15 protein-coding genes are annotated in these 18,322 nt (G+C 74.8%); 11 read left to right on the top strand and 4 right to left on the bottom strand.

Annotated features, from left to right (window positions below):
* Positions 1-266: 266 nt before the first annotated feature.
* From ACFVXH_RS25020 to ACFVXH_RS25045, 6 genes are all read left to right on the top strand, one after another.
* The gene (locus ACFVXH_RS25020; protein WP_117491748.1) at positions 267-1,538 is read left to right on the top strand and encodes a cytochrome P450; all 1,272 of its coding nucleotides are present in this window, start codon (positions 267-269) and stop codon (positions 1,536-1,538) included.
* Positions 1,535-2,509 carry an enoyl-CoA hydratase/isomerase family protein gene (locus ACFVXH_RS25025; protein ID WP_387827288.1) on the top strand — a complete coding sequence of 325 codons (975 nt, stop codon included), beginning with the start codon at positions 1,535-1,537 and terminating at the stop codon, positions 2,507-2,509. Before ACFVXH_RS25020 ends, ACFVXH_RS25025 begins: the two co-directional genes overlap by 4 nt.
* Before the next feature lie 122 nt (positions 2,510-2,631).
* Positions 2,632-3,438, top strand: coding sequence for a hypothetical protein (locus ACFVXH_RS25030; protein ID WP_387827290.1), 807 nt, complete (start codon positions 2,632-2,634; stop codon positions 3,436-3,438).
* A 71-nt stretch (positions 3,439-3,509) separates the two neighbouring features.
* Positions 3,510-4,343, top strand: coding sequence for a hypothetical protein (locus tag ACFVXH_RS25035; protein ID WP_387827293.1), 834 nt, complete (start codon positions 3,510-3,512; stop codon positions 4,341-4,343).
* A gap of 131 nt (positions 4,344-4,474) precedes the next feature.
* Positions 4,475-5,107, top strand: coding sequence for an RNA polymerase sigma factor (locus ACFVXH_RS25040; RefSeq protein WP_387827296.1), 633 nt, complete (start codon positions 4,475-4,477; stop codon positions 5,105-5,107).
* Positions 5,104-6,042, top strand: a complete 939-nt coding sequence (locus ACFVXH_RS25045) for a CU044_5270 family protein (protein WP_387827299.1) — start codon at positions 5,104-5,106, stop codon at positions 6,040-6,042. Before ACFVXH_RS25040 ends, ACFVXH_RS25045 begins: the two co-directional genes overlap by 4 nt.
* Before the next feature lie 42 nt (positions 6,043-6,084).
* On the opposite strand, the gene ACFVXH_RS25050 is transcribed toward ACFVXH_RS25045, so the two are convergent.
* Positions 6,085-6,846: a hypothetical protein gene (locus ACFVXH_RS25050; RefSeq protein WP_387827302.1), complete on the bottom strand. Its 762-nt coding sequence runs from the start codon at positions 6,844-6,846 to the stop codon at positions 6,085-6,087.
* Between the two features lie 357 nt (positions 6,847-7,203).
* Positions 7,204-8,529, bottom strand: a complete 1,326-nt coding sequence (locus ACFVXH_RS25055) for a tetratricopeptide repeat protein (RefSeq protein WP_387827587.1) — start codon at positions 8,527-8,529, stop codon at positions 7,204-7,206.
* A 199-nt stretch (positions 8,530-8,728) separates the two neighbouring features.
* Between ACFVXH_RS25055 and ACFVXH_RS25060 the strand changes: the two genes are divergently transcribed.
* Complete coding sequence (locus ACFVXH_RS25060; protein WP_380745446.1) at positions 8,729-9,151, top strand: ATP-binding protein; 423 nt, start codon at positions 8,729-8,731, stop codon at positions 9,149-9,151.
* A gap of 14 nt (positions 9,152-9,165) precedes the next feature.
* Positions 9,166-9,717 carry a hypothetical protein gene (locus ACFVXH_RS25065; protein WP_049650826.1) on the top strand — a complete coding sequence of 184 codons (552 nt, stop codon included), beginning with the start codon at positions 9,166-9,168 and terminating at the stop codon, positions 9,715-9,717.
* A 382-nt stretch (positions 9,718-10,099) separates the two neighbouring features.
* Here the strand turns inward: ACFVXH_RS25065 and ACFVXH_RS25070 are convergent, their stop codons facing one another.
* Complete coding sequence (locus ACFVXH_RS25070) at positions 10,100-12,937, bottom strand: FHA domain-containing protein (RefSeq protein ID WP_387827306.1); 2,838 nt, start codon at positions 12,935-12,937, stop codon at positions 10,100-10,102.
* Positions 12,938-13,317: 380 nt separating this feature from the next.
* Here ACFVXH_RS25070 and ACFVXH_RS25075 point away from each other — a divergent pair, with 380 nt between their 5' ends.
* The 3 genes from ACFVXH_RS25075 (at position 13,318) to prfB (ending at position 17,947) form a co-directional block, all read left to right on the top strand.
* The gene (locus ACFVXH_RS25075) at positions 13,318-15,246 is read left to right on the top strand and encodes a serine/threonine-protein kinase (RefSeq protein ID WP_387827309.1); all 1,929 of its coding nucleotides are present in this window, start codon (positions 13,318-13,320) and stop codon (positions 15,244-15,246) included.
* 253 nt (positions 15,247-15,499) lie between these two features.
* Positions 15,500-16,753: a serine/threonine-protein kinase gene (locus tag ACFVXH_RS25080; RefSeq protein ID WP_117488036.1), complete on the top strand. Its 1,254-nt coding sequence runs from the start codon at positions 15,500-15,502 to the stop codon at positions 16,751-16,753.
* A gap of 81 nt (positions 16,754-16,834) precedes the next feature.
* Entirely contained in the window at positions 16,835-17,947 is a 1,113-nt protein-coding gene (gene prfB / locus ACFVXH_RS25085; protein WP_049653430.1) for a peptide chain release factor 2, read from the top strand.
* Positions 17,948-18,014: 67 nt separating this feature from the next.
* Here prfB and ACFVXH_RS25090 read toward each other — a convergent pair whose 3' ends face one another.
* Positions 18,015-18,209: a hypothetical protein gene (locus ACFVXH_RS25090; protein WP_049653432.1), complete on the bottom strand. Its 195-nt coding sequence runs from the start codon at positions 18,207-18,209 to the stop codon at positions 18,015-18,017.
* Positions 18,210-18,322: the final 113 nt, after the last annotated feature.

The following is an 18,322-nucleotide window of genomic DNA, read 5'->3' on the forward strand; positions in this document are numbered from 1 at the left end:
ACCCGCCGTCGTGGGCCGTCCGGGCAGCGGCTGTTCGGTCACGGGCCGTCCGGGCAGCGGCTGTTCGGTCACGGGCCGTCCGGGCACGGGCCGTTCGGGTACCAGCCGTTCGGTCACCGGTTGTTCGGTCACCGCGAGGTGAACGGCGTGCGACGACGGTGCAGTACGTGACGGGGGCAACACGGATCGACGCTTGAGCGCGCTGGTGCTGGGTAGTACGCCGCCGTACTGCCCGCCCGCGTGTTGAAGGAGCCCGTGTGACCGCCATGTTGGAAGCCCGCCCCGCGGAGTCGGAGCACCCTGACGGCAGGGTCGACCGCCGTGCCGCCGTCCCGCTGCTGCGGAGGCTGCGGTCGGCCGAGGGGCTCGCCGACCCGAGCCCGGTCTACGACGGGCTGCGGGCGCTCGGGGACCTCGTCCCGGCGCCCTGGGGCGGCTACCTGGTCACCGGTTACGAGGCCTGCGACCAGGTCCTGCGCGGCAGGACCTGGCTCGTCCCCGACTTCGCCTGGCAGGAGCGGCAGACCGGGACGGAGCGCTGGGAGGCCGTCGCCACCCAGGAGATGAGCCGCACCCTCTCCCGCCTCAACGCCCCCGAGCACACCCGGCAGCGGCGCAGCCTCGGCAGCCTCTTCGACCGCAACACCCTCCGGGACATGACGCCGCGGATCGAGGCCGACGCCACCGAACTGCTCGACCGCCTGGCCGAGCGAATACAGGCGGACGGCGAGGCGGACTTCGCCTCCGTGGTCAGCGAGCAGCTGCCGATCGGCACCATCGGTCGCTGGCTGGACATCCCCCGCGCGGACTACCCGCACATCCTGACGATGACCCACAACCAGGTGCACGCCCAGGAACTGCTGCCCACCAAGAGCCAGCTGGCGGTCTCCGAGCAGGCCACCATGGACCTTCGCGAGTACTTCACCCGGCTCGTCCGGGAACGCCGCGACAACGACGGCGACGACGTGATCGCCGGCTGGATCCGCACCTGGGACGCGCTGGAGTCCGACCCCGAGGCCACCGACCGGATGGTCTACCAGCTCACCATGTTCGTCACCATCGCCTCGCTGGAGACCACGGCGACGCTGCTCTCCTCGCTGGTGTGGCAGCTGCTGCGGTCGCCCGGGACGTGGGACTGGCTGCGGGAGCGGCCCGAGCACATCGACGAGGCGATCGACGAGGCGCTGCGCTACGACCCGCCGATCCGCGTCAACAGCCGCGTCGCGGGCGAGGACACCGTGCTGGCCGGAACGTTCCTCCCCAAGGACACGATGGTCCACGTGATGTACGGCGCGGCCAACCGCGACCCGCGCCGCAACCCGGACCCGCACGCCTTCGACCCGCTCCGCCGGGGCACCCACCTCACCTTCGGCGGCGGCGCCCACTACTGCCTCGGCGCGGGCCTGGCCCGGCTGGAGGCGCGGGCCCTGATCGGTCAACTGCTGGAGCGCTTCCCGACGCTGCGGGCGGTGAGCCCGCCGGAGCACGCGCCCCGGATGGTCTTCCACCGGGTGACGTCCCTGAGAGTGTCCGCATGAACGTCTCCCCGCAGGCTCCCCAGTACCCCCCGTACGCGATGCAGCCGCCGCCGTACGTCCCGCACCCGTCGACGACGACCGGCTGGTACCCGCCGGCCCCTCAGTCCCCGCCGGTCCCGCAGTCCGCGCCGGTCCCCGAAGGCGCTCCCGCTCCCGAAGGCGCTTCCGTCCCCGAAGCCGCGGTGGTCCCCGAATCCGCGCCCGCCCGTACGGTCCGTTCCGAGCTCCGGGGCGCGGTGCTCCACGTCGAGCTGGACAGCCCGGGGACGGGGAACGCCGTCACCTCGGCCATGCTGGACGAACTCCTCGCTCTCCTCGCCGTCCCCGACCCGGCCGTGCGGGTGATCGTGCTCTCCGCGGCCGGCCGCGACTTCTGCCTCGGCGGCGACCGCGACGAACTCCTCGCGGGCCTGGACGAGGACCCGACCGGCGGCCGCATACGGGCCTACGGGGACAAGGCCCGCCGGGTCTGCGACGCCCTCGTCAACAGCCCCGCCGTCACCATCGCCCGGGTCCAGGGCCGGGCGACCGGTGCCGGCTTCGCCCTGGCGCTCGCCTGCGACCTGCGGGCCGGCGCCGACAACGCCGTCTTCCGGCTGCCCGAACTGGCCCTGGGCCTGCCCGTGGCCTGGGGCGGCCTGCTGCCCCGGCTGCTGCACGAGGTCGGCGCGGCCCGGGTCCGCGAGATCATCCTGACCGGCCGCCCGGTCGGCGCGGTGGAGGCGCGGGAGCTCGCCATCCTGCAGCGCGTCGTCCCCGAGCAGGAGCTGGACGAGGCGGTGGCCGAGTGGGCCCGCCCCATCACGCGCCGCTCCGAGGCCGCCCTGCGGGTCACCAAGACGCTGCTCGCCTCCCACGCGTCCGCGACCCGGCTGGCCGACGCCGCCGTGCTGGACTCCGAGCTGATGGCCTCCGTCCTGGCCGCCGCCCACTACACCCGGAGCCTGGCCGACCGGGGGCCGGCCTCCTGACCGGTGCGTGCGCGAAGGGGCCCGCGTCCTCGGACCCGGGCCCCTTCCGCGCGTGGGGGAGCCGGTTGTCGATCGTGCCCGCACGTTCGCTACCGTGTGCGGTCGACGAAGGAGAGATGATCATGGTGGGGACGACGCGCGGCGGGCGCGTGGCCGGGGCCGTACTGACGACGGCGCTGGTCATGGCCGGAGCGGCGGCCTGCGGGGGAGACGGGGGCGGCGCTGCCGAGGCGGCGGCCAGTACACCGCCGCAGCCGTTCGGCGCCGCCGGCTACCGCGGGCTCCAGCTCTCGATGACCAAGGAGGAGGCGCTCACCTCCGGAGCCCTGGAGCCGTCTCCGGTCTCGCTGCTCAACGGCTGCACCGACTACGCGTACAAGGGCGGCCCGGCGCCGGACCCGGTCCGGATGGCGGCCGAGGCGGAGGTCCGTACGAAGGCCGACAAGGCCCTGGCCAGGATCGACGAGATCAAGGCGGCCAGGAAGCCGCTCGCGCCCCCGCCGTCCGGGGCCTCGTCGAAGGAACTGCAGGAGTACCTCGCGGGCCTTCGGGAGCAGCTCGACCAGACCGAGGCGGGGCGGCGGGAGATGGCCGTGCTCTACAAGGACCTGGACCTCCTCGGGCCCGCCCGCAAGAACCGGGACCAGGCCTTCCTGACCACCGGCCGGGTCAACTTCGGCACCGAGGGCCTGCGCCAGCTGGTCGCCCCGGCGGGCGCCCGCACCGCCGAGGGCATCGGCGCCGGCTCGACGGAGGAGGAGCTCAAGCGCGCCTACGAGGGCAGGGACCTCAAGCCGATCAAGGAGGGCGGTTACGAGCTCCCGTCCGAGAGCGGCAGCGGCGGCCCGGACTGGTTCTACGAGTTCACCATGGCCGACGGCAAGGTCGCCGGGCTCGCCCTGGTGAAGCACAACACCTACTGCGCCTGAGAAACCGGTTGTGGATCGTGGCCGCACCCTCGGTACGGTGACCCTCGAAAGATCATGTGGGGGTTTGTGACATGGGGAAGAACCGGGCCACGGTCCGCGCGGTGGGCGTGGGCATCTCGGTAGTACTGCTGGCCGCCTCGGCGGCGGCCTGCTCGTCCGACGACAAGAAGGACTCGGCGAAGGCCGGGGGCGCCGCCGCGGCACCCTCGGCGGCGCCCACGACGAAGGGCCCGGAGGCCTTCGCGGCGGCCGGGTACCAGGGGATCAAGCCGGGCATGGCCAAGGACGCCGGGCTGGCCACCGGCGCCCTGGAGCCGTCGCCGGTCTCGCTGCTCGGCGGCTGCACGGACTTCGTCTACAAGGGCGGACCGGCGCCGGACCAGGCCCGGATGGCCGCCGAGGCGGCGACCGAGGCCCGCTACAAGGACCTCAGCGCCAAGGCCGACGCGGCCAGTGGGAAGGCGCCCGCCCCGGCGGGCACCCTGCCGCCGAACGCCTCCGCCAAGGACGCGGCGGCCGCCGCCGCGGGCTCCGCCGCCGGGGCCAAGGACTCGGCCGCCGCCGCCAAGCTGATCGCCGACTCGACGATGGCCCTGGTCGACCTGAGGGTGGCGCAGGAGGCCAAGGACAAGGCGTACCTGGCCACCGGCCGGGTCTCCTTCGCGGAGGCGGGCCTGCGCGAGCTGGCCGCCCCGGCGGAGGCGAGGACGGCCGAGGGCATCGGCGCCGGCTCCACCCTGGAGGCGCTCCAGCAGGCGTACGGCGCCAAGGGCCTCCAGCAGGACAAGAGCGGCAGGTACGTGCTGCCGGTCGAGGGGCAGCCGGGCTGGCAGTACGAGTTCACCGTGGACGCCGGGAAGGTCGCCGGGATGGCCGCGGTGAACCGCGACATCAAGTGCGCCTGACCGGCTGATCGTCCGACCGGTCGATGAGGGCCCCGCCGAACCGTCCGGTTCGGCGGGGCCCTCTGCCGTGCTCTGCCGTGCTCTGCCGTGCTCCGGCGGGAACCCGGCGGCCCGTGCGGACAGGTGGGGATGTGGAACTGTCACAGCGGGCGCGATTGAGGAGCGGCGACCAGTGGGCGTTCGGGGAGCTGTTCGATGAGACGGCGGACGATCTGTACCGGTACGCGGTGCGGGTGGTGGGGGACCGGGCCGCGGCGGAGGACGTCGTCCAGCTGACGTTCCTCGAAGCGTGGCGCCTGCGCGGCAGGCTGCGGGAGGACGACGGGCCGGTGCGGCCCTGGCTGTTCGGGATAGCCGCCCAGGTCCTGCGCAACACGACCCGGGCGGCCCGGCGGCACCGGGCGGCGCTGGCGCGGCTGCCCGACCGGGGTGTCCTGCCGGACTTCGCCGAGGAGTTGGCCGGGCGGCTCGACGACGACGCCCGGCTCGCCGCCGTCCGGCGGGCACTGGGTGGGCTGCGGAAGGCGGAGCGCGAGGTGTTCGGCCTCTGCGTCCTGGCGGGCCTGGACTACGTGAGCGCGGCCGAGGCACTCGGGGTGCCGATCGGCACGGTGCGCTCCCGGCTCTCGCGCGCCCGCACCAAGCTGCGCGCGCTGGTGGACGAGGAGCTCCGGGGCAGGCGGGAACTCCTGCCGGACACCGGACAGGTACGGGGTGGCCGCACCGAAGCGGCCAGGTCGACGACACCGGGGAGGACCCGATGAGTCCGATGAATCCGATGAACGAGGACGAACTGCTGCCACCGCCCACGGGGCCGGGGCTCCCCGCCGACCGCCGGCGGCAGCTGCGGGGGCACCTGATGAGCGAGTTCGCGCGCGGGCCGGCGGCCGCGCCCCGGCGGAAGCGGCTCGGCTGGGTGGCCCTGCCCGCGCTGGCGGGCGGCCTGGCGCTGTCCCTGGTGCTGGCCGGCGGGCCGACCGAGCGGGGCGCCGACCCCACGCGGCCGGTCGCGGCCGTGGTCCTGGACCGCGCGGCGCGGGCCGCCGAACAGCAGCCCGCCCCGGCGGCGCGCGGGGACCAGTTCGTCTACGTGAAGAGCCTGGACAACTGGGCGAAGTCGCAGGGCGAGGCGCCGCAGACCCGGGAGCTCTGGATGTCCGTTGACGGCAGCAAGCGGGGACTGCTGCTCGTGGACGGGCACCGGCCGAACCCCGGAGGAAGCGACGAGCACGGGGAGGCCGAACCCGTGCCGAACGCCGGGAGGTTCGGCAGCTACGCCTACGTCGCCGCCCTGCCGACCGACCCGGATGCGCTGCTGGCCAGGATCCACGCGGACACCGAAGGCCACGGGCCCGGCCCCGACGAGGAGGCGTTCAGGACCGTCGGCGACCTCCTGCGCGACCAGATCGCCCCACCGGCCGTCAGCGCTGCGCTCTACCGGGCGGCCGCGAAGATCCCCGGCGTCAGGGTGATCGACTCGGTGACCGACGCGGCAGGCCGCCCCGGCATCGCGGTCGCGCGCCGGGACAGCGGTGCGAGGGCCGAGGTCCAGTGGATCTTCGACAGCACCGACTACACCTACCTCGGCGAGCGCAGCGTCGCCGTCACCGACGGCGCGACCTTCAGGAAGGGCGACATCACCAGCCAGATGGCCGTCCTCGCCCGCGCCGTCGTCGACCAGCCCGGCACCCGTCCCTGAGGAGAGGCGCGCTTCTGCAGGCGGCGATGGTGCGATGGAAGGTCAGCTGCCCAGCGCCACGGCGGACGGCGACTGCCACCCCCGTAGGGCGGCGCGGGCGCGGGCGACGCCTCCGGGGGTCGCGGGCGCGCCGGTGCCGACGGCGACGGTTCTCGTGCCCAGGCCCGCGCAGGCGCGGCAGATGCCGGGGCGGGGCACCGGGTCGTGGCAGCGGCCGCACTCGGCGTACGGCGTCGGTGGGGGCGCGGCTCGTTCCGGCGGCAGTTTCCGTTTCAGGCGGTCCCGGAGGATCGCCACCGGGGAGTGCATCGGCTGCGGCAGCCCGGGGAGCAGGGCGTGGGCCAACTCGGCTTCGTCGCAGCCCCGTTCCAGCCACTGCGTGACGAGCGGTGCCAGCGCGCGGGCCTCGGCCTCGCCGAGGCGCAGGCGGGGTTCGGGCCGGATCACCCGGAACAGGGTGGCCACGGCGGCCCGCGTCCGTTCATCCGGGAGGGTGGGTTCTTGTCCCGGGTCCTTTACGGGAGGGGTGACAGCGCGGCCGGAACTCCCTCCACCGGAGGCCGGGCGGGGGACAGCCGGTTCGGGCTGCGGGGTGTCGAAGACGTGGGCCTCGGACCGGACCGTCCCGTCGGCCATCCGGACCCTGTCGACCCGGTAGTACCCGGCGTCCTTCAGTTCCTTGAGGGCCCGCCGGACGGCGCCCCGCCCCTGCGGACTGCTGTCCGCCATCTGCCGCCCGTCCTCCCGCCACCCGTCGGGGCGGGAGAGCAGGTCGGCGAGGAGGCCACGAGCGGTGTAACTCAACCGCCGGTCCTGCAACAGGCCGTTCGGAAGGACGGCGAACGCGCGCGTCTGAACGCTACGATGAATCCGCATCTGGAGGTCTGACTCCTGGTGCCTGACCCCGGGGTGTTCCACCACCGCCGGGGTCTCCTATGTTCTGTTGATGATGCGGAAAGTAGCACAGCGACTACGAAGAGTGCGAACCGTTCGAGCGTGAAAGCCCAAGCCCCCCGCGCCGAGTGCGCCCCCACGCCGGGCGAGGTGTTCAGGAGCACCGAGCGAGTCGATGCGGGCCGAGGTAGCAGGACAGGGCGGCGTGCGACGGCCCATCCGGAACCCCGCCGCTCGTCAGCAGCTTCACGCCCGGTTCGCTGCTGGTCATGCCCTGGTCTCCCGTACCGTTCGCGCCGGTCCTCGGCCGCCCGCCATGGGGCGGGCGCGTTCGAGGAGCCCGCGCACGTGGGGGTTGCGGCGGTGCGGCCGGGTCGCGGAGAGCATCGAGCGGAAGCGGTCGTCGGCCCGGCCGGACTGGATGGTCGGATAGTCGTCCAGGGCGAGGTGCCAGTTCTGGACGGCCTCTTCCAGTCGGCCGGCTTCGAGCTGCCACTCGGCGAGCATCGAGCGGTGACGCACACGGCCCCGGCGATAGACCGCAGGCCGGATCTTCGCGGAGTGCTGCAGTGCGCGGATCGCGCTTTCACGGTCACCGAGCTCGTAGTTGACCTGGGCGATGTGGTACGAGAGCGTGGCGGGATCGTAGGAGCCGAACGCCTTCTCTTTGGACTCGGCCCGCTCCATCGCGACTTCCGCTGCCCGCAGATGGTGCAGGGCTCCGGCCCTGTCCCCGGTCTGGGCGAGGGCATGGGCCTGCTGACCGGCGAGGAAGGCCCTCATGCGGGGGCCGGCCTGTGGGGAGGCGGAGGAGGCTGCTTCCGCGAGTCGCAGGGCGGCGCTGCCGTGGCCGAGGTCGACGGCCTGAACGCTCATGCCCCGCAGGGTGGTGCAGTAGGTGAGGTGGTCGCCCGCGTGCCCGGCCAGCTCCAGGGCCTTCAAGTAGTAGCGCTGGGCCAGGGAGTCGTGGCGTTCGTCCACGGCCATGTAGCCGGTCAGGTAGCAGTGGTCGGCGGCGGCCGACAGCATGGCCTTGCGGACGTCCTCACCGGCGTCCGCCCGCAGGTACGGGACGATCGTGTTGACCAGGAACGAGGCGGCCATCGGACGGGTCATCCGGCCGCCGAACTGGTCGTCCAGGTCGCTGATCCGCTCGGTCATCGCCGCGACCGCCTGGACCTCCGCCATGCCGATCCGCAGGTGGGGGTCGGTCCGCAGTCTCTCGAAGCGGCCCACCACGTCGGGCCAGCCGGGGATGGTGAGGGCCACCGAGTAGAGGCTGGCCGTGAGGATTCCGCGCCGGGACGGGTCCATATCGAGGCTCCCCAGGTCGATCAGCCCTGACACCGTATCCGTCGGCTGGTCGACAGGGGTAGGTGTCCCGCGGAATCCGGCCTCGACGGCGGTGATCGGCCGCTTGAGCCTCCGCGCCAGTGTCTCCAGGACGACCGGCAGGGCCTTCGCCGTAGGCGAGGTGCCGCTGAGCCAGTGGGAGACGGCCGAGGCGTCGTACTTCAGCCGCTGCCCGGCCTCGATGCCGGTCCGGTTGACGGCCCGAGCCAAATCGCCGTTGCCCCAGGCGGCTTCGGCCATCAGTGAGGCGAGCCTGTGGTTCGGCCCACGGTCGGTTCGCACGACAGTTCCCCCTGGCAGGTGGGTTTCAAGGGTTTCAACGTCCGGGCGCGCCCCGACCATAGCCGACCGCAGGGCATGGATGTTGACTGTTCGTCATCGGCCAATCACCAGCCGTGGTGCGAATGGTCCCGTCCGCGTTCCCCTTCGAGGTGCCCCCATGCTGATGTCCCGCCGCCCGCGCATGTTCGTCGCACGCCTCGACGCGCGGACCGAATCCACGCCCCTCGCGCGGTACTTGCTCCGGGCCTACCTCTCCGGGCTGCCCTCCGGGGACCGCTACCGCGACACCGCCGAACTGCTCCTCGGCGAGCTCTTCGCCAATGCCGTCCTGCATTCCGACGCCCCCGACGACCGCCACATCGAGGTCCGCTTCGCCCTCACCGGCTCCCGCTTGCGCCTCGAAGTCCACGATGCCGGCACCGGACGGCCGATCCTCCGGACCGCCGTCCCCGACGATGAGAAGGGGCGCGGTCTGTTCCTTGTCGACGAACTTGCCGAACGGTGGGGTTGCGCCGCCCGCCCTTGTGGTATCGGCAAGTTCGTCTGGGCCCATATCGCCCCCGTCACCACCCTCGCCTGAGAGCCGCTTCTTCCATGAACCTCGTCACCCTCGCCCGGCACACCCTCTCCCGTGGGGCCACCCCGGCCGCGACCTACGCCCTCCTGGCCCGCCTCGGCCACCCGCCCCTGCCCGTCGCGCGCGCCGTCTGCCTCGCCCTCGACATCCCCCACGCCGAAACCACCCGCCGCCTGGCCGAGTGCTACGACGCCCTCCTCGCCGACCCACGGCCCGACACCGAGACCGACACCGGCGAACTCCTCGAAGCCCTCGGCGTCTTCGACGTCCCCAAGTCGCTCACCGACACCGAACTCGCCGTCGTCGAACACTTCCTCGTCGCCATCGACGCCATGGGCGGCATCCGACCGGGCCACCACCACGGCCTCCAACGCTGGTTCACCACCGGCAACCTCATCTCCGCGTACCTCTCCCTCGCCGCCGCGCATCCCCTTCCCCGCACCGGTGACCCCGCCCTCTACTGGACCACCCTCGTCACGGCCGGCGAACTCCTCGCCACCACGCTCCCCTCCGACCGCCGCATCACCTACGCCCTCACCCGCTGCCGCGCCCGCGCAACCCACCCGTAAGCACGGGAAGTCGGCCCGGCCGACTTCTCACGCAGGAGTGGCCCGGCGCCGCTTCGGCAAGGCCGAAGCGGCGGCGGATGACGGGGTGAAGTGAGTGCTGCTCGGCGGCGGTTCCGGCGGCCCGGCCCTTCTCGGTCGGGCCTGCCTGGGCTTTGTCGTCCTGGCGGGCGGGCGACCTGCGGCGAGGAGCGCGGCGGTTGTGGCTCTCCCCGCACAGGAAGTCGACCTGACGACTTCCGGTGCGGGGAGTGGTGCCTGATGCCGTTGCCGCTTCGGGGTGGCCGAAGCGGCAACGGGGTGTGAGGCGAGGTGGCCGGGGTCACCGGCCGCGTGGGAAGTCGGCCGGGCCGACTTCCCACGCACAAGGCGGTGCCCGGAGGGGTCAGCGGGCGGCGGCGCGTTGGAGGGCGCTGGCGAGGAGGGCGAGGTCGGTGGGGCCGTTGCCGAGTTCGCGGACGGGCCGGCGGGCCGGCGGGGCGCCGAGCTGGAGCGGGTCTATCGCGACGACGGTGGGCCGCAGGGTGGCGGTGCGCGGGATGCGGCCGCTGATCCGGGCGGTCTGGAAGGCGGTGACGCCGCCGTCCGGGAGGCGGAGGTAGCCGCGGCCGGGGGTGTCCTCGGGCAGGGCGACCGCGTCGCCGAGGTGGATCAGCAGGTCGGAGTCGGCCGGGTCCTCGGTGCGCAGGGCGATCCGCAGCAGCGCGGCCTCGTCCACCTCGGTGCCGGCGCTCTCCTCCGGGCGGCCGGTGGCGACGGCGAGGTGGACGCCGAGCGGTCCGCCGCGGCGGGCGACGGCGGCCAGCGCGCGGGCGAGCGGGCGGCCGGCGGCGGAGGTGGGGGAGAGCAGGGCGTCGTAGTCGTCGACGACGACGACGAGCCGGGCGGGGGGAGCGGCGGGGCCGGTCGGGCGGGGGCCCTCCGCGCTGCGCGGCGGGATGATCCGGGGCGTGGTGGCCGCTCCGCCGCCGACGGCGGCGGGCACCGGGACCTTGGGGTGCTCGGCGTCCGCTTCCGGCCCGTCCAGGCTCTGCGCGTCCAGGATGCGGGCGGCATGCCAGGAGGCGAAGTCCAGCCCGTCGAACAGCCGTTCCCGCAGGGTGAGTTCGTCCTCCAGTGCCTCGGCCGCGAGCAGCGCTGCGCGCGGGTCGGCGGCGGCGTTCACCCGGCCGCTGACGTGCGGCAGCTCGGTGCAGCCGTCCAGTCCGTCCTGGCCGTCCGAGGTGGCCCGGCCCTCGATGATCGTGACGGCGAGCCGCCCGGGCCGCTCGGAGACGGCGAGCGAGGCGACCAGGGTGCGCAGCAGCTCGGTCTTGCCGGAGCCGCGGGCGCCGCCGATCAGCAGGTGCGGGCCGCCCGGGTCGGGGGAGGGGACGGTGAGTTCGGGGTCGGCGAGGTCGAGGGTGCAGAGCTCGTCCCGGGTGGTGCCGAGCAGGGCGGTGGCGGCGCCGATGCCGCCGGCGTGGGCGTCCCAGCGGGCGGACAGCTTGGCCGGGGTGACGGTGTCGAGCTGCAGCAGGTCGAGCAGCCGCAGCACGTCGGGCAGCGGGCCGCGGGCGGCCGGGGTGGCCTCGCGCAGCGGGGCGAGGACCCGGGCGAGCCGTTCGGCCCAGGCGTCCGAGACGGCGTCCAGCGAGACCTCGTGGAGGGTCTCCCGGCCGCGGGCGACCGGCCGGGACAGCGACAGCTGGGTGCCGACCTCGCCGGTGATCAGGGCGGTGGCGCCGAGGCCCCGGGGGAGCAGTTCGGGCTGCTCGGCGAGGCAGATCGGGAAGATGCCGACCGCCGGGCCCTGGCGCAGCAGCAGGTCGAGCGCCTGCCGGGCGGCCTCGGTGGCCGGGCGGCCGTCGACCACGACCACGGTGGCGGGGTGGCCGCCGAGGCCGCTGGGGCCGCTGAGCCGGGCGGTGAGCTCGGTCAGCCGGGCGGTGGCCTGTTCGTCGTCGAGGCCGATCAGCAGCCGGCAGTCCTGGCCGTCGACCGGGCGCAGGTGGGGCAGCCACAGGGCCCAGGCCCAGGTGTCGACGCGGTCCTCGGCGGCGCGGGCCGGGTCGGCGTCGACCACGACCAGGCTCAGCCCGGTCGGCGGGTGCAGCGCGGCGAGCTGGGCGACGACGGCGCGGGTGAGCGCGTCCAGGCGCTCGCGCGGGCCGCTGAGGCCGAGGCTGCCGGCGGTCTGCAGGTCGAGGGTGACCGGGACGGCGGGCAGCATGGTGCCGGGCGTGGTGCCGGGGCCGCCGGGGCGGTCGGCGGTGCCGAGCCGCAGGGTGAGCGCGTCGGGGTGGCCGGGGCCGCGCTCCCAGAGCCGGGGGCCGGGGCCGACGGCGTTGAGCAGCAGGGTGGCGAGGTCGGGCCAGCGTTCGCGTTGGGCGGCGGTCTGGCGCAGCCGGACCGCGGCGTGGTGGCGCTCGGCGCTCTCCTGACCGGGCGGTTCGGCGGCGCGGCCGGGCAGCAGGGAGAACAGGCCGCGGCCGCGGCCGGGCGCGGGTTCGGGGGCGGCGGGCGGCTCGACCACGGGCGGTGCGGGCCGGACCGGCCCGGGGGCGGCGAGCTGGAGGTGGCCGTGGCCGTCCGGCAGGGCGGCGCGGACGGCTCCGGCGGCCTCGGCCGGGTCGGGGGCGGTCACCTGGAGGGTGGACTCGCCGATCCGCAGCACGGCGCCGGGCTCCAGCGGGACGGCGGCCTCCGGCGGGACGGGCGGGACGAGCCGGCCGTCCAGGGCGGTGCCGTTGGTGGAGCCGAGGTCGCGTACGGAGATCCGGCCGTCCTCGGCGAGGTGCAGGGAGAGGTGCAGCCGGGAGACGTCCGGGTCGTCGAGCGGGACGTCGGCCTCGGCGGAGCGGCCGATCCGGATCTCCCGGCCGTGCAGCCGGTGCACGCCGCCGGCGTCGGGGCCGCCGACCACCCGCAGTTCGGCGGCGGCGGGGGCGTCGTCGGGGTCGTCGGCGGTCGGGTCGGGCTCGTTCAGGCTGAGGACGGCGCCGTCGAGCAGCGGGGGGTGGCCGAGCAGGGTGTGCTCGTCGACCCGGTGCGCCCCGGCGTACAGGTGTACGTGGGTGGCGGCCCGCGGCCCGCGCACGCCCACGGCACCCGCGAGCGCGCCCGCGATGGCGCCGAGTGCGGTGCCGACGGGCGCGGTCACCAGCACGTCCACGTAGGGAATGGCGGAGCCGGTGGCGGACGGGCCGCTGCGCGGTCGGAGGACGGTCAGCCGGATCTGCATCTCGCCCGCGGGTCCCTTCTGCTGATGTGAAGCCTGGTGCCGCTGCCCGGTGCCAAGGGCACCGTTGGGCCACACGAGTGGCGAGTGTCCATCCTGCCATCCGTCGTGGACGGTCCGCGCACCGTACCGGATTTGACGATCTTGCGATCGTGGCCGTGGCGGGGGCGACGGGGAGTCAGGTTTGCCGCCCCCTCGCAGCGTCCCGGGGACCTTCCCTAGGGGATCTCCCCCAACCCTTCCCCAGACCGTGCGGATGGCCTACCGACCACCTCAAAAACCCGTACGGTCACCGTTAGAGTGGCCGCAGACACGGGCCCGGCAGGCTCACCGCACCGGCGGAGGAGCGCCCCGCGCGGGCGGCACGGCGAGGAGTGCGACAGGTGCGGCCAGTCGGCAGCAAGTATCTGCTGGATGAGACCCTCGGGCGGGGTGCGACCGGCACCGTCTGGCGCGGCGTGGTGCGCGAGGACGTCCAGGTGCCGGGCTGCCCGCCCGGGCAGCGGGTGGCGATCAAGGTGCTGCGCGAGGAGCTGGCCGCCGACCCCGACGTGGTGATGCGCTTCCTGCGCGAGCGCTCCCTGCTGCTGCGGCTGACCCACCCCAACATCGTCCGGGTCCGCGACCTGGTCGTCGAGGGCGAGCTGCTGGCCCTGGTGATGGACCTGGTGGACGGCCCCGACCTGGCCCGCTACCTGCGCGCCAACGGCCCGTTCAGCCCGATCGCCGGCGCCCTGCTGATGGCCCAGGTCGCGGACGCGCTGGCGGCCAGCCACGCGGACGGGATCGTCCACCGCGACCTCAAGCCGGCCAACGTGATGCTCGCCTCCACCGTGGTGGACGGCGTCGAGCGGATGCACCCGCTGCTGACCGACTTCGGCATCGCCCGGCTCGCCGACTCCCCGGGCGTCACCCGCACCCACGAGTTCGTCGGCACCCCCGCCTACGTCGCGCCGGAGTCCGCCGAGGGCCGTCCGCAGACTTCCGCGGTGGACGTGTACGGCGCCGGGATCATGCTGTACGAGCTGGTCACCGGCCGCCAGCCGTTCCAGGGCGACAGCGCCCTCGCCGTGCTCCAGGCCCACCTGGCCCAGGAGCCGCAGCGGCCCAGCACCATGCCCGAGCCGCTCTGGACGGTGATCGAGCGCTGCCTGCGCAAGGACCCGGCCCAGCGGCCCGGTGCCACCTCGCTGGCGCACGCGCTGCGGGTGGTCGCGGCCGGGGTCGGCGTGCACGCCTCCCCGGCGGCGGTGGACGAGGCGCTGGCGGTCGGCGCCCTGCTGCTGCCGGACCCGCAGCCGACGGCCGTCCCCGGCAGCGTGCCGCCGCTGCCGCCCGTGACGGTGCCGGGCGCCCTGGCCCCGGGCTTCATGGTCCCCGGTACGGCCCCCGGCGCCGAGGATCACACCCAGGTGCTGCCGCCGACCAGCGGGCAGTACGATCCGGCCGCGGCGACCGCGGTGATGGGCACCCAGCCGCCGCCCCCGCAGGGCGCCCCGGACCGCACCCGGGTGATGCCGCCCGCCGCCGTGCCGCCGCCCCCGCCCGCCGGGCCGCCGCAGGAGGAGGCGCCGCACCCGTGGCAGACCCAGCTGCGCGCGGCGCGGGACCGCAACCAGCAGACCCAGGTCGGCTACTTCGGCCCGGAGGACTACGAGGACCTCCCGCAGCCGCAGGTCGCCCCGCAGCCCTACCAGGCCGGGCAGGGGGGCCCGGCCGGACCGGGCGGCCACGGCGGCCAGGGACACCGGCCGGGCCAGGGCGCCCCGGGCGGGCGCCCCGGCGGGCAGCAGCCCGGCGGCTACCGCCAGGCCCCGCCCCCGCCCGGCTACGCCCAGCGCCCGCCGGTGGCCCCGCCGCCCTACCAGGCGGGCCAGGCCGGCCAGGGAAGCCAGGGCGGCCAGCGGGGCCAGGGCGGCCGTCCGCAGCCGCCCGGCGGCTACCGGCAGGCCCCGGGCGGGTACGGCCAGTCGCAGGGCGGCTACCCGCCGCCGCCCGCGCCCACCCCGGTGCCGCGCCGGGCCGAGCCGCCCGCGCCGCAGTACCGGGAGGCCCCGCCGCAGCGCCGCGAGGAGCCGCCGGCCCCGGCCCGCCGCGAGCCCGGGCCGGCCCGCGAGCCGCGCCCGCGCAGCCGCAACCGGATGTACATCCCGGGGCTCGGCTGCTTCAAGGGCTGTCTGATGGTGCTGCTGGTGCTGGCCGTGGCCGGGGTGGCGCTGTGGAACTTCACGCCGCTGCCGCACTACTGGGACAACGTCGTGGGCTGGTTCGACTCGGCGCGCGACTGGGCGAACAGCCTCTTCGGCAAGTAGCGCCGCCCGAGGCCGGAGCCGATCCGGAGCCGGAACCGGTCCGGGTCCGGACGGCGTTCCGGCCTCCGGCCCGCCCGGGCGGCCACATTGACGCTATGTCGACAATTATCGAGATTTCTCGGCCGGGACTCCCGCTCCGGGCCCTTCGGGCGGCCCCCGCAGGCCCTCCGGGCGCGTAGGTTGGTCGCTGTTGTCCCGCCCCACCGAGCGCGCCGGACCCCCGGAGCGCTCCCGCGCCGCCCACGGAGCAGCATTGGCACGCAAGATCGGCAGCCGGTACACCGTCCACCAGGTGATCGGCCGGGGTTCGGCCGGGACGGTCTGGCTCGGTGAAGGGCCCGACGGCCCGGTGGCGGTCAAGCTGCTGCGCGAGGACCTCGCCGCCGACCAGGTGCTGGTCGGCCGCTTCGTCCAGGAGCGCACCGCGCTGACCAGCCTCGACCACCCCCGGGTGGTCGGCGTGCGCGACATGGTGGTGGACGGCAGCGACCTCGCCCTGGTGATGGAGCTGGTCCAGGGCACCGACCTGCGCTCCCGGCTGGAGCGGGACGGCGCGCTGCCGCCGCAGACCGCCGCCTCGGTCATCGCCGACGTCGCCGACGGCCTGGCCGCCGCGCACGCGGCCGGGATCGTCCACCGCGACGTCAAGCCGGAGAATGTCCTGCTCGACCTCGCCGCCGCCCCCGGCCCCGGCGGCGCCCCGCGCGCCAAGCTCACCGACTTCGGGGTGGCCCGCCTGGTCGACGCCCCGCGCCGCACCCGGGCCACCCGGATCATCGGCACCCCGGACTACCTCGCCCCCGAGATCATCGAGGGCCTGGAGCCGCGCGCCGCCGTCGACATCTACGCCCTCGCCACCGTGCTGTACGAGCTGCTGGCCGGCTTCACCCCGTTCGGCGGCGGCCACACCGGCGCGGTGCTGCGCCGGCACGTCACCGAGCAGGTCCCGCCGATCCCCGGCCTGCCGGACGGGCTGTGGCGGATCATCTCCGAGTGCCTGGCCAAGGCCCCGGCCTCCCGGCTGCGCGCCGCCGAGCTGGCCTCGCGGCTGCGCGAGCAGCTGCCCTCGCTGGCCGGCCTGCCGGTGCTCGCCGTGCCCGGCCAGGGCCGGGCCCCGGCCGAGGAGCAGCTGACCCCCGGCGAGGCCGTCTACGCCGAGATCGACGCCGGCCCCGGCATCCACAAGCGCCGCCGCGGCCCGGCCGTCCCGCTGGTGCCCGGCGCCGCCCCGGACTCCACCCGGGACACCCACACCAGCCTGCGCCGCCCGTCGGCCGACGAGCTGGCCGCGTACGCGCTCGAGTCCCGCGCCCAGCGCGCCGCCCCGGGCCACCGCCGGGACCGCCAGGCGCTGCTGCGCCGCCGCCGGCTGCTGGCCGTGCTGATCGCCACCGTGCTGCTGCTGGCGGGCGCCGCCGCGGCCTGGACGGCCTTCGCGGCCACCGTCCCGGACGGCGGCCACCCGGCCCGTCCGGCGGTGTCCGGCACGGCCCCGCGGGCGCCGTAGCCGGGGCCGTGGCCGCCGTCGTGAGGCCGGGGGGACCGGGGGTGTCGTCATGACCACTCCCGGAACCATTACCCTGGGGGCGTGGCAGCCGTCGATCCTTCCGAAGAGCTCAAGAACCTCGATACGACCATGGGGTCGATCGAGGCCGTCATCGACCTGGACAAGATCCGGGCCGACATCGCGGTCCTGGAGGAGGAGGCAGCCGCCCCCACCCTGTGGGACGACGTCGCGAACGCGCAGAAGGTGACCAGCCGGCTCTCCTTCCTCCAGGGCGAACTGCGCCGGGTCGAGGGCCTGCGCAGCCGTATCGACGACCTGGGCGTGCTGTTCGAGCTCGCCGAGGCCGAGGACGACGCGGACACCCGCACCGAGGCCGAGAACGAGCTCGTCGCCCTCCAGAAGGCGGTCGAGGAGCTGGAGGTCCGTACCCTCCTGTCCGGCGAGTACGACGCCCGCGAGGCGCTGATCAACATCCGCGCCGAGGCCGGTGGCGTGGACGCCGCCGACTTCGCCGAGCAGCTCATGCGCATGTACCTGCGCTGGGCCGAGCGGCACGGGTACCCCACCGAGGTGTACGACACCTCGTACGCCGAAGAGGCCGGCATCAAGTCCGCGACCTTCACCGTGAAGGCCCCGTACGCCTACGGCACCCTCTCGGTCGAGCAGGGCACCCACCGCCTGGTCCGCATCTCGCCGTTCGACAACCAGGGCCGCCGGCAGACCTCCTTCGCCGGTGTCGAGGTGCTCCCCGTCGTCGAGCAGTCCGACCACGTCGACATCGACGAGGGCGAGCTCCGGGTGGACGTCTACCGCGCCTCCGGCCCCGGCGGTCAGGGCGTCAACACCACCGACTCGGCGGTGCGCATCACGCACATCCCGACCGGCATCGTGGTCTCCTGCCAGAACGAGCGCTCGCAGATCCAGAACAAGGCGTCCGCGATGAACGTCCTCCAGGCCAAGCTGCTGGAGCGGCGCCGCCAGGAGGAGAAGGCGGCGATGGACGCGCTCAAGGACAGCGGCAGCTCCTGGGGCAACCAGATGCGCTCCTACGTGCTGCACCCGTACCAGATGGTGAAGGACGTCCGCACCGCGTACGAGGCCGGCAACCCGCAGGCCGTGCTGGACGGCGACATCGACGGCTTCATCGAGGCCGGGATCCGCTGGCGCAAGCAGCGCGAGACCAGCGCCGAGTAGCGGCAGACGACGACGAAGGCCCCCGACCGCAGTGGTCGGGGGCCTTCGTCGTACGTCTCGTGGGTTGTCAGGCCAGAGCCTGCCGCGCGATCAGCGCCACCGCGAGCAGCCCGGCCAGCAGGGCCAGCAGCATCGCGGGGGAGAGTGCGGCGAACGGGCTCTGCTGCTCCTGGATCCGGGCCCGGTTGGCCCGGCACACCGGGCAACGCCCGTCGCTGACGCGGCCGTTGCAGTTGGCGCACACCAGATGGTCGCAGGTCATGCGATCTCCTCCTCGCTGCTACAGCCAACGCGCCGGACGGGGCTTTGGTTCCATGTGCTGCCCTGTACGGGGGAGCGGCCGTGACGCGGTCGCCCCCTCCACTCTGCCAGGTT

The organism is Kitasatospora sp. NPDC058184, from assembly GCF_042883725.1.
GTDB lineage: Bacteria > Actinomycetota > Actinomycetes > Streptomycetales > Streptomycetaceae > Kitasatospora.